The following is a 12,695-nucleotide window of genomic DNA, read 5'->3' as shown; positions in this document are numbered from 1 at the left end:
ACTATCTTTATGACTTTGCAAAAACTTACGAAGTTTTGGAAACTTCGTAAGTTTGGTTCAGCAACGTCTACGCATGAATTATAAAGGCAATATTCTCACTATTTCCGGCAGCTTAAGGTCAGGCTCATCCAACCATAATATTTTGAGGTTTTTAGGTGGATTAGCTCCTGCTGATATCAATTATTCCATATACGATAGATTATCAGACATCCCACCTTTTGATCCCGGACTCGACCATGAACACGCGCCGGAAGCGGTTTCGGAACTGCGAAGTTCTATGAAAAACGCATCAGGTATTATTATTTGTACGCCTGAGTATGCGTTTGGCGTTCCGGGGCAGCTTAAAAACATGCTGGACTGGATGGTTTCGAGCAGCTCGCTGGTTGATAAGCCCGTAGCATTGATTACTGCGTCATCAGTTGGCAGTCATGCACATGCCGCTTTGCTCCTGACACTCGGAGCGCTTTCTGCGAAAGTAATTGACGGAGCTATTTTACTTATTCCGTTTATCAGGAGTAAAATTGACGCAAGCGGAAATATTACAGATCTGGAAACCGAAAACGCGTTGCGGAATGTAATGGATACTTTTTTGGCGGAATTATGAAATATGAAACTCAATGCCGAATTGATAAACAAAGCATTAAAAAAGTTATGTCATGCTGAGGAACGAAGCATCTTCTTCCCGCGCTATATAACGGCCATACTTATTGAAGAATATGCTTCGTTCCTCAGCATGACAATTTTATAATTTTCTCTTACTCCACTCCTAACTCCTTCATCAGCCTGCCCACTGTCTCTTTCAATTCAGCAATTTCCTGTTCAGCTTTTGCCAAACGGGCTTCAAGCGCCGATGAGGATACACGACCGGTTGGTTCATCAGCAAAGTCATCATCGCTAAATTCAGGCGTACCGCCTAATAAATGAGCATATCTAACTTCCTTTTGACCGGGGCGCTTAGGTAATTGCACAACATATGGTATTTCTCCTCCGGCCAATCTATCTAATACTTCCTGTACCTCCTCTATCGAATCAAACTCGTACATACGGCCGCTGTTTGTATTCAGCTCACCAGGTGTTTGAGGTCCGCGAAGGATTAGCAGGCAGATCAGCGCTACTTCTGAAGGTATCACCGGAAAAACAATGGCAAAATTGTGTTTATATTTTATGTTGCGGATTGAGCCACCGGTTGCGGTTGACATCAAACCACGTCTTTTCAATGAATTTAGTGCATTAATAACGGTGTCGTCATCATAATTAGTAACCGGCTTACGCGATGTCTTCTGGTTGCAGGCAGCCACCAGACCATTGAGGGTCATGGGATAATAATCAGGCGTGGTTTTGGCTTTTTCCATTAAAGTACCAAGTACACGTAGCTCTTCTGCATCAAGTATGGGTAAAGTTTGCGGTGAATCCATGGCTAAATATAAGCAGGTTTTTATAGCGTCAAAAAAAATTGCTAATTTTCTGAATGCTAAAATCATTAGGATTAAAATAATAACATCAAAATAGTTTACTTTGCACTTCTAATGTCTTTATTCATTACATCATTAAATTCGGGAAGTAATGGCAACTGCTATTACGTGGGGAACGATCAGGAGGCGATATTGGTTGATGTAGGCATTTCATGCCGCGAAACTGAAAAACGCATGGTTAGGCTTGGGCTATCCATGCAAAAGGTAAAAGCCATTTTTGTATCGCATGAACATTCAGATCATATCCGTGGTATCCCGGTACTGGCAAAAAAATACCAGTTACCAGTTTATATTACCCCTGGAACATTAATGCACCTTAACGGTATTGATGACCGCCTGATTCATCATCTCAAGGGATTTGAAATTGTTAATATCGGAAGCCTGGAAGTAACGTCTTTTCCCAAAATACATGACGCGTCCGAGCCTCATAGTTTTATCGTAAGTTGCAACGATGTTAAAGTTGGTGTATTTACCGATCTTGGGATTGTGTGCGATCAGTTGATCCGCTATTTCAGCCAATGCCACGCAGCTTTCCTGGAAGCCAATTATGATGACGATATGCTGGATAAAGGAGGATATCCTTATTATCTAAAACAGCGTATCCGTGGTGGAAAAGGCCATTTATCAAATAAACAGGCGCTGGGCTTATTTACAACACACCGTCCACCGCACATGACCCACCTGCTGCTTTCACACCTCTCCAAAAACAATAACGACCCCAAACTGGTGGAAGACCTGTTTACCAACTGCGCCGATGGGATCAATATTATCGTGGCTTCAAGGCATGAGGAAACACCTGTTTACTACATTAGTAACTCGGTTGTGCAGCATGAACCATTGGGCCAGCTTGGCCTTAACTTTTAATCAGGCAACATTATCATCCGCCAGGTCCTGCGAGAACATCGTACTCAACATTTCATAAAGCTCAGGATGTTTATGCTTTAATTCGTTGGGCTTTTGAAAAAAGTATTCAGCAACAACCGCTAAAAACTCAGCCTCATTGGTGATAGCATAAGGATTAATATCGGAGCGGCCGGCTTCAATTTTGTGAATTTCCTGGTGGATCATCTTTAGCCAAGGCATCACATATTCGTGAGCCAAAAGATTTTCCGGTACGCCATCTGTAGCACCGTCAGATTTATCAAGCAGGTGCACAAACTCGTGGATAGCGGTGTTCTCCTTCCCTGCCGATTTACTGAAACCTTTGGTTAAGGCGGCTCTCGACAGGATCATCTGCCCGTTCATGTACCCGGATCCCACCATTCCTAAAATGCTCCGGTTTTCACCCTCAAATTGAAACTCATTATCAAAAGTATCGGGATACAGGATCACGTTAGTGAGGTTGCGATATTTCCAATCATTAAAACCAAATATCGGGATCACAGCACTTGCAGCTATCATTACTTTATCAGCATCGCTTACGGTTGTGCCAATCCCTTCAATAGTTATATCCGATAAAAAACCGATAATTTTCTGTTCAAACAGCGCTTTTTGGGTATTGTCGAGGTGTTGATAATAAGGAATATGTTGTTCCAAAAGCAGCTTATAATTAATCCCAGCAACGGGTACTTCATTCACTACTTTCTTTTTATTCAGAAAAAAGAAAACAGCCAGCGCAATTATGATAAGGAATATAACAGGGAACATTTATATATAGATTAAATTATAAAACAAGGTAAAACAGCAACATAAACAATGCGGCTACGAGGGTATTTAAAAAGTTAACGGTATTGTTATTGATTAAACCTTTTCTTTCCAATATAGCCCCCAAAACGGAATCTGTGAGATTACCAAGCGTCCCGGCTGCCACTATCCAGATGAGGTTTACTGTCCATCCCATTCCTATCGCATAAACAGTAGCAATAACAACAGAACCAATTACGCCAATTAAAGTACCCTCAACACTGATTACCCCATCAAGCCCCCGTGTATCCGGCTTAAGGGTTATAATATTAAAGAAACGCTTGCCATAAACCATCCCCAATTCCGATGAAAGCGTGTCTGCCGTTGCAGAAGCAAAACCGGCAGCTATCATCAATTGTAAAACAGGTGCATATGCAGGTAATGCGAGGATCATAATTCCGCATAAAGCAGCTGTGCCGGCATTAGCTAAAACCTGTGCGGCGGTTCTTCCACCTTTTTCAGCGGCATTGATATCCTCTTTAGTTTTACTTTGTACCGACGTAGCTGCCGAGCCTAAAATGAAAAAAGTGGTCATCATGGCTAAGCCTGTAAAACCGGCTCCGGCAAATACCAATATGGCGACGGCGGCACCGGTCACCGCGGCTATAACTGTTAGCTTGCGGGCAGATATGCTATATACCATACCAGCCGCCAAAATAAGCGTTAACAAACCATAGCTTAACCACATAGCCTATCGAAAGGATTTATTGCCGCTAAATTAAACTTTCAATTCATACTTTTGGGCACATGAAAGATATACTGGGCCAGGCCATACATGATCATTACCATAAATTAGCAAATCACAAGCTGTGGATCAATAATCAATATGGCCCGAAGGAAGAAATGCCAATTGATGTTTATTTCCGGGATGAGGACGATATGCCTGATATTGAATGGCTGGCCATGAACGAATGCCGCGGAACAGTACTGGATATCGGCGCCGGAGCAGGCAGCCATGCTTTGGTATTACAGGCGCGCGGCTTTGATTGTGTTGCGCTTGACATATCAACTTTAGCCTGCGAAGTAATGAAAGAGCGGGGCGTGACAAAAGTAGTTAAAGGCGATATTTTCGTTTACGATGAGCAAAAATACGATACCCTGCTACTGCTTATGAACGGCATAGGCCTTACCGGAACGCTCGAAAATCTCAAAGTATTTTTACAGCATATCAAACTGCTGCTTAATCCCGGCGGTCAGATTCTTTTCGACTCATCAGATATTTCGTATCTCTACGAAGATGGCCTGCCCGAAAAAGGCTATTACGGTGAATTACTTTATCAATATCAATATAACCGCCAAAAAACTGACTGGTTCCACTGGCTATATGTTGATGAAAAAACACTTGAACCCATTGTTAATGAAATGGGCTTTGACATGGAGGTGTTGCTGGAAGATGAGTTTAAACAATACCTGGTGCGGTTAACGCTAAAGTAAAACAGCGAAATATTTTCAACTCACTATACCTATTTCCAACAAGTAGAGGATATTTAACTATTTACCCTACTTATAACACATCGCTTACGAAATTATTTGTTATAATTTTACTTAGTTATTATTCTTTAGCAGTACATTTAGGGTAAAATTTAAAACTTATCACGTTAACTCAAAAACTATCTCCCCGAAGATCTAAATAAACAGATCTTCAATATTCTCCTTGCACCAAACCAAACTTTTCACAATTCTATGCATAAGCTATCTTTACTTGCTTTGATAATCGGCCTGTTTATTTCTGCACAACTCAGCGCCCAAAAGCCTAATATCAGCTATCCCGGTCCACAAACCCTTTTCCTCGGAAAAAGCATAACCCCTATTAAGATAAATAGTACAGGAGGTGCGATCCCTAATTTAATTTATCCCCAGTTCAGCAAAATCCTGAGCTCAACTGCCGTTGTTACTAATTTTGTGCGATTTCCTTCAGGGGATATTTATGGTCAACTATACCGGAGCATTTTGCATATAAAGCCCGATGGCACATATTCAACTCTTGCCGGAGGCAACCAGGCTGGCTATGTTGACGGAACTGGTACTGACGCTCTTTTTGGAGAAATAAATAACATCGCAAACGATGCGGAAGGCAACTTGTATGTAACTGAAGACAACTATCGCGACGGGTTAAATTCCAGGGTTAGGAAAATCACGCCTGCCGGTGTGGTCACAACATATGCACAGGGCTTTAGAGCGCCGCGCGGAATTGTAGTAGATGCCAATGGGATAGTTTATGTAGCAGAGAGCGCCGGAAGGATCATGAAAATCACCAAAGATGGCACAACTTCGGTATTTGCAGGACAGATTGGAAACGGATTTAGCAATGGTGTTGGCGCCAGTGCATCGTTCAATAACCCTGATGGTTTAGCTATTGACAAAGCAGGCAATTTATATGTTGCCGATTACAACAATAGCATGATCAGGAAAATTACACCTACAGGATTGGTAACTACTATTGCAGGTTCTGGAAAAAATGGAGATGACGACGGGATTGGAGCTGCTGCCACATTTAATGTTCCCGAAAATATAAAAGTTGATTCAAAGGGCTACATAATCATTACGGAGCATACTGGTTTATTACGAAAAATCACTCCTGCAGGCGAAGTATTTACCATCTCGGCACCATATTATGATAGCAATGGCCAGGTTATTTATCAGCCGATTTCACCTAAGATAGCGCTTGATGAAAACGATAATGTTATGACCTGCGGGGGAATTTTCTTTAGCGACGGCTTTTACAAAATAAATACGACAGGCTATAATATATCGCCGGCATTACCAGCCGGATTGGTTCTGAGTCAGGATGGGACAATCAGCGGCACCCCATCGGTTTTGGCTGACGCTGCAAATTATAAAATTATAGCTTCTAATGCCTCAGGCATGGCTTCAACCACAATCAACTTGAAGGTTGTGCTATCCTCAGATCCTCCGGTCATCAATTCTTTTAGCCCCACGGCCGGGCACTTCGATACCCGGATAATTATAACCGGCAATTTTTTTACAGAAGCTACAGCGGTAACCATTGGCGGTAAAAAGGTTGATTATTTTGATGTAACCCCTACCAGCATCACTACTTATGTACCTGCAGGCGCCACCTCGGGTGAGGTAACAGTTACTACGCCAAGGGGAACAGCCCGCCTTTCCGGCTTCAGTTTTATTCCGCCTCCTACGATATCTTCCGTTTCGCCATTAAGCGGATGGAAAGGCAGTAAAATAACTATTAACGGCACTGGTTTTTCGGATGTTAGCCAGGTTTATTTTGGAAGTTATTATGCAGCATTTAAAATAGTTTCTCCAACTCAAATAGAGGCTACGCTACAGGAAGGGGCATCTGGTGATGTGAGTATATCGGCGCCAAGTGGGTATGGTACATTCCCGGGGTTCACTTATATTTATCCTCCTTCGGTCTCGTCAATTTCACCCGCCAGCGGCGGCGCAGGTACAACAATAACAATCAACGGGAGTAACTTTAATAACACTACTGCAATTAAGTTCGGTAATACCAACGCTACTTCATTTAAAGTTGTTTCGCCAACGCAAATCACCGCTGTTGTAGCCGCAGGATCATCAAATGGCATTACTGTCACTACGCCAGCAGGCACTTCAGGATCCTATTATGACTTTACCTTTATGCCTCCGCCTGTAATAACACAAGTTTACCCAACTAAGGCAGGGTATAACTCAACCATTATTATTTATGGCTCGGGCCTAAGTGGCGCGCGGGTAACTATAGGCGGGGTACCTGCCAATATCAGCTTTAATTATGAAAGTCAATTATACGTTAATGTTGGCTATGGAGCTTCGTCCGGCGACATTACGATTACGACAACAGGGGGAACCGTTACCTATCCGGGCTTTGTTTTGGTACCTGCACCAACTATTACATCATTTACCCCGCAAACAGCTGCTGCTGGGGATAAAGTAATCATCACTGGTACTAATCTTGATGAAGTCGATAACGTTTCGTTCGGTGGGATAAGCGCTGCTTTTAAGGTTTTGTCCCCAACCACTATAGAAGCAACTGTAGGCTACGGAACATCAGGTGCAGTTACGGTTTCTTCAGAGGGCGGTTACGCAAGTTTACAAGGCTTTGTACATACGGGGCCTGTTATTACATCATTTTCGCCGGCCAGCGCAGGTATTGGCGAATCTGTTATTATTAAAGGTAGCAATTTTACTAATACTTCGGCAGTTGAATTTGGGGGAGTACCTGCTACTTCTTTTACAGTCAACTCTCCTACGCAAATCACAGCTATAGTTGGCACAGGAAAAACAGGAAACATAACAGTAACAACGCCTTTAGGCAAAGCTTCAGTAGCAGGCTTTGCACATCCCGGCCCGGTCATTAACTACCTCACTCCTAATTATGCCGGATCTTTATCTGCCACACCAATAACTATAACGGGCATTAATTTCACCGGGGCTACCTCTGTGAGTTTCGGTGGTGTGCCGGCTGCATCTTTTACCGTAACTTCGGCAAATAGTATTACAGCCACCCCGGCTGCTACAAGTATGTCGGGTAATGTAGTAGTAACAACTCCGCAGGGTAGCGACAAAATTTCAGGCTTCACCTGGGTGCAGGCGCCTGCCATTACTTCTTTTACCCCCGCTTCGCAAAAAAACGGTGGTGTGGTAACCATTACAGGCTCTAATTTTTACGGAAATATAACCGTAAAATTCGGAGGTGTTCCGGCATTGTACGCGTATGTGTCGTCTCCTACAACTGTAACTGCAGCAGTAGGCAATGGAGCTTCCGGAGATATAACAGTATCTACAGTAGGAGGCACAGCTGCCTTAACCGGATTTAAATATTCATCGCCAACAATTACAACCCTCACCCCCTCAATGGCAGCTATAGGTCAAACAGTTATTATAATGGGTGAAAATTTAGATGCTGTGCAATCTGTAAAATTTGGCAATACCGATGCAGCGTCTTTTAAAATTGTTTCTTCTAAAGAAATTGATGCTGTGGTTGGCAATGGTACAAGTGGTACAGTTAGCGTTACAGCGCCAACTGGCACCGCTAATAAAGATGGTTTCAACTTTGTTTATCCACCTTATATATACTCTTTTACACCAACTTCGGGCGGTTCGGGTACAATAATGAATATTAATGGTTCATACCTCGCCAGCACATCCGAAGTAAAAATTGGTGGAGTACCTGCAACCATCACTTCTGTTACCGACAATTTAATTACAGTCAAAGTAGGCGCCGGCGCTTCCGGTAAAATTTCGGTTAAAACCATAGCCGGCACAACTGAATTGGATGGTTTTACCTGGTATCCTGCCCCTACTATAACCTCTGTAAATCCGTTAAAGGCCAATGCGCAAACAACAGTAACCATTAATGGTACAAACTTTACAGGTATAACCCAACTCCAGTTTGGAGCTAACTATGGCAACTTCAAAATAGTTTCACCAACTCAAATTACGGCAGAGCCGGTATACGGCGAATCGGGGGATATTACGATTACGGGGCCTGGTGGCTCGGTGGTATTTCCCGGGTTTACTTTTATACCGGTGCCGGTGGTAAGCTCTTACACAAAAAGTGGCGACGCCTCAAACGCGGTGGTTACCATTACCGGAAATAACTTTCAGGATGTTACCGAAGTTAAATTTGGTGGTGTAACGGCAACATCGTTTACTGTTTTATCGCCTACAAGTATTTCGGCTAAACCTGGTGCCGGTGCTACAGGTGCTATTTCGGTAACAGCGGCTGGCGGTACGGGTACGCTACTCGGCTATTTATATGACACGCCTCCCTCAATAGCTTCTTTTTCACCAGCTTCAGGGCCTATAGGAACAACGGTAGCCATAGAAGGGGATAATTTTAGTACAACGTCCCAAAACAATGTTGTGTTTTTTGGCCCGGTTAAAGCCAGGGTCAAAAGCGCAACAAAGACCCATCTTGAAGTTTTTGTGCCCGCAGGTGCTAACAACTCAATAACGGTAATTAATACCGATAAGAAATTGTCTGCAACTTCAAATCTACCATTCCACGTAACCAATAATAACGGAGGACCCACTTATTCGAACAAGCTGGATATCAAATTTAAAACAGGACTTGGACTTTATCAGATTGCCGATTTTGACGGAGATGGCAATCCCGATTTGCTGATACCCAAAGATGATTCTCTTTATATTCTCAGGCATGGTGCCGATCCGATGTTATCCAAGTCATCATTTATGCAAAAAGTTCTACTTCAAACTGAAAGGCAGGTACTTTCTTCGGTTGTTGGCGATGTGGATGGTGACGGTAAAATGGATATTTTGTTTAGCACTAATCCCAGCGTAGTTCTTTTACACAACACATCCACTAAAGGAAATATTTCCTTTGAAGCGAAAACATTAGAAAATTTGAATGGAGCTACCCTGGGGACCATGATACTTAGAGATATGAATTTGGATGGCAAACCCGATCTGGTACTTTATGACTTCAATATCTATTGCTATCCTAACACCTCTAACGGATCAAGCATTTCGTTCGGCCCCTTAATGGGCCTTCAAAATACATCGTCGAGCGGTACAATTTCTTTCACGCTTACAGATATTGACGGAGACAATAAGCCTGATCCTATTGGTGGGAGTTCTTACACAGGCATATCCGTATTTAAAAATAATTCGGTACCGGGCGATCTTTCATCTTCAGATTTTCCGCCAACTTACTTTTCACATCCGGGGTATTATTACATGGCATGGGATATGACCACCGGCGATTTTGACGGAGATGGAAAAGTAGATCTTCTCGAAGACGACTTTTCAAATGGCGTATTACTTATTTCGAGGAACAAAGCAACGAAAGGAACAATAGATGCCTCATCATTTGAACCTGCAAAGGCTTTTGCCAATTATCTCTTAACGGATAATCCTATGGCTGCGGATGTGGACGGAGACGGAAAGATAGACGTAGTTGGATCAAACACCGGGGTTTACTATTCTCGCAATCAATCCTCACCAGGTAATATCTCACTTGCTTTGCCTGCGCCGCTCCTCCCCGGAACCAACAATAGTTCGGCGGGTGGCGTAAGATTTAATGACATGGATGGCGATGGCAGAATGGATTTAATACTAATCAGCAATGGCACAACATTGTCAATTAACCATAATGGGCCAGCCGTGACGCCAAAAATTACATCAGTTTCGCCGTTAACAGCTAAAGCGGGGACAAAAATAACCATCACTGGCGAGCACTTTGATGAAACAACTGTTGTGAAATTTGGCAATAAAGTAGCACAATCATTTAAAGTTGATTCAACTCAAACCATCACAGCTATTGTGGGTGATGGCGAAACAGGAGCAATTTCAATTCAAACTCCCAATGGCCCGGCTTCTTTCCCGGGGTTTGTTTTTATACCGGCACCGATAATAACTTCGGCAAACGCATTAACAGACGGCAGCGGCACACTTATCATTAATGGTAGTAACTTAACAAAAGCTACCAACGTAACTATAGCCGGTGTTCCAGCCTCAGCATTTACTGTAAATTCCGACACTAAAATTACAGCCACCTTTGCCGGTATCAGCGGAGACCTTACGGTAACCACTGCAGGCGGTACAGCAACGCTGGCAGGGGTAACAGTTAAAACAAATCTTGTGATCAATTTTCCGGCCCTTGCCAACCATACCTATGGAGATGGTGATTTTCTTTTACCTGTAGTTAGCAATAACACTGCTATTCCTGTAACTTATAAGGTAGATAAACCTGATGCCATTACTATAGTAAATGGCAAACTACATATCATCAAAGCAGGGACAATAACCATTACTGCATCACAAACCGGCGACGCCTTGCATAACTCTGCCGTAGAAGTTAAGCAGCTACTGGTCATCAATAAAAAGGCACTACAGGTGAAAGCAAACGACCAAACTCGTGTGTTTGGAACGGCAAACCCTAATCTTACGTTTGAGTACACCGGCTTTATCTCCGGGGAAGATCAAAGTAAGCTATCCGTACAGCCGGTAATTAGTACGATAGCAACCCAGCAATCGCCGGCCGGCATTTATGACATAGTGGTTAACGGGGCTGTTTCCGATAATTATGATTTCAATTACATTAGCGGTAGGCTAACCATTACCCCTTCGGTAACTAATTTGAAAATTGCCGCCAATAGCGTAACCTGCAAAGGCCAAAACAACGGTTCAATAACAATTTCAGCTGCGCAATCTGCAAATTACACAGCAGCAATTACTGGTAACAGCTTAAATAAAACCTATACTTTTAATACGGAAACCAACATTAGTAACCTGTCGCCGGGTACTTATAACGTTTGCGTTACAGACGCAGCATTGGCAAACACCCAACAATGCTTTGACCTGGTTATTACCGAACCAAAAGACCTGTCCGTATTTACTTCAGTAAATGAAGCTACAGAAATGGTGAACATAACGATGGATGGAGGTGCATCTTATGATATCAAACTTAACGGTGTCAGCTATAAAACAAGTGATAACACGATCTCATTACCGTTAAATAAGGGAAGTAATACTTTAACAGTGAGTACAGACAAACTTTGCCAGGGGATAATAGAAAAGATACTTAATATTTCCGGCTCTCTTCCTTACCCTAATCCTTTCCAAAACATTTTACATATTAATATTGGAAAGCGCGTTGCCGCAAAAGCAACACTTAAGATTTATAGCTTAAATACAGGGCTGCTTAAACTAACCAAGGATTACACCAACCAATCAGAAGTGATCAGCATGGATGTATCCAGTTTAGACAAAGGCGTTTATTCCCTTAACGTAGTTGTTGATGGAAAAGAAACGGTTTATAAAATTATAAAATAATGAAACAGAGGATATTTATCATACTAAGCATAGTTATCTTGGCGGCGTGTGGCTCAAAGAAAAACGATCCGATTGCCCCTACTTTAGGCAAACCAGTGCTGCTAACACCAGCTCAAAACGAGGTTTGTACCCAGGGGAGCGTTATTTCCACTTCTCAAAGTACGGTAACGCTAAAGTGGTCTGCCGCTGCAAATGCAACCAGTTATGAAGTAAACATTAAAAACCTTTCAGATGGTACAAGCGCAACTCAAACCACAGCCAATACACAATTTGACGCCACGTTAAAAAGAAACACACCTTATTCATGGTGGGTTACATCAAAGGCCGCAAGTAGCACAATAACGCCACAAAGTGATACGTGGAAGTTTTATAATTCAGGCCCTTCAGTTATAAACTACGCGCCATTTCCTGCCGAGATTTTAGCACCCACAATGAACCAGGTAATAAAAGCTACGAATGGAAAGATCACACTATCATGGAACGGAAGCGATGTGGATAATGACATTGTTAATTATGATGTCTATTTGAGCGATTCGGCATCTCCAATTTTATTACAAGCTAAAGTTTCAGATAGTAATTTAAAAGATGTGGCCGTTTCGGCAGCTAAAACATATTATTGGAAAGTAGTAACCAGAGATTCAAATGGAAACACTTCGGTTTCTGACATTTATCAATTTACGACAAATTAACACATCCCTTAACTTTATCGTTTTTAAATTGTAATTGTTATTAGGGTTGTTCCTTTTTGAATGCAGAATAAACTATTTT

Annotated in this window: 8 protein-coding genes; 5 read left to right on the top strand and 3 right to left on the bottom strand. The window is 42.4% G+C overall.

Annotated elements, in window-relative coordinates; genetic code table 11:
• The first annotated feature begins 73 nt into the window (after positions 1-73).
• Positions 74-604: an NADPH-dependent FMN reductase gene (locus tag DEO27_RS08895; RefSeq protein WP_112570628.1), complete on the top strand. Its 531-nt coding sequence runs from the start codon at positions 74-76 to the stop codon at positions 602-604.
• Positions 605-755: 151 nt separating this feature from the next.
• Here the strand turns inward: DEO27_RS08895 and DEO27_RS08890 are convergent, their stop codons facing one another.
• Complete coding sequence (locus DEO27_RS08890) at positions 756-1,415, bottom strand: YceH family protein (protein ID WP_112570677.1); 660 nt, start codon at positions 1,413-1,415, stop codon at positions 756-758.
• A 111-nt stretch (positions 1,416-1,526) separates the two neighbouring features.
• Between DEO27_RS08890 and DEO27_RS08885 the strand changes: the two genes are divergently transcribed.
• Entirely contained in the window at positions 1,527-2,336 is an 810-nt protein-coding gene (locus tag DEO27_RS08885; RefSeq protein ID WP_112570626.1) for an MBL fold metallo-hydrolase, read from the top strand.
• Here the strand turns inward: DEO27_RS08885 and DEO27_RS08880 are convergent, their stop codons facing one another.
• The gene (locus DEO27_RS08880) at positions 2,337-3,119 is read right to left on the bottom strand and encodes a zinc-dependent peptidase (RefSeq protein WP_112570624.1); all 783 of its coding nucleotides are present in this window, start codon (positions 3,117-3,119) and stop codon (positions 2,337-2,339) included.
• A 16-nt stretch (positions 3,120-3,135) separates the two neighbouring features.
• Complete coding sequence (locus DEO27_RS08875; RefSeq protein ID WP_112570622.1) at positions 3,136-3,843, bottom strand: DUF92 domain-containing protein; 708 nt, start codon at positions 3,841-3,843, stop codon at positions 3,136-3,138.
• 59 nt (positions 3,844-3,902) lie between these two features.
• Here DEO27_RS08875 and DEO27_RS08870 point away from each other — a divergent pair, with 59 nt between their 5' ends.
• From DEO27_RS08870 to DEO27_RS08860, 3 genes are all read left to right on the top strand, one after another.
• On the top strand, positions 3,903-4,589 hold the full coding sequence (locus DEO27_RS08870; protein ID WP_112570620.1) for a class I SAM-dependent methyltransferase: 687 nt from the start codon (positions 3,903-3,905) through the stop codon (positions 4,587-4,589).
• A 249-nt stretch (positions 4,590-4,838) separates the two neighbouring features.
• Positions 4,839-11,927 carry an IPT/TIG domain-containing protein gene (locus DEO27_RS08865; protein ID WP_112570618.1) on the top strand — a complete coding sequence of 2,363 codons (7,089 nt, stop codon included), beginning with the start codon at positions 4,839-4,841 and terminating at the stop codon, positions 11,925-11,927.
• Entirely contained in the window at positions 11,927-12,616 is a 690-nt protein-coding gene (locus tag DEO27_RS08860; protein WP_112570616.1) for a hypothetical protein, read from the top strand. The genes DEO27_RS08865 and DEO27_RS08860 overlap by 1 nt, the downstream gene beginning before the upstream one ends.
• Positions 12,617-12,695: the final 79 nt, after the last annotated feature.

This window comes from Mucilaginibacter rubeus, from assembly GCF_003286415.2.
GTDB lineage: Bacteria > Bacteroidota > Bacteroidia > Sphingobacteriales > Sphingobacteriaceae > Mucilaginibacter > Mucilaginibacter rubeus_A.
Note: the sequence above shows the minus strand (reverse complement) of the source record. Positions and strands in the feature narration are given on the sequence as shown.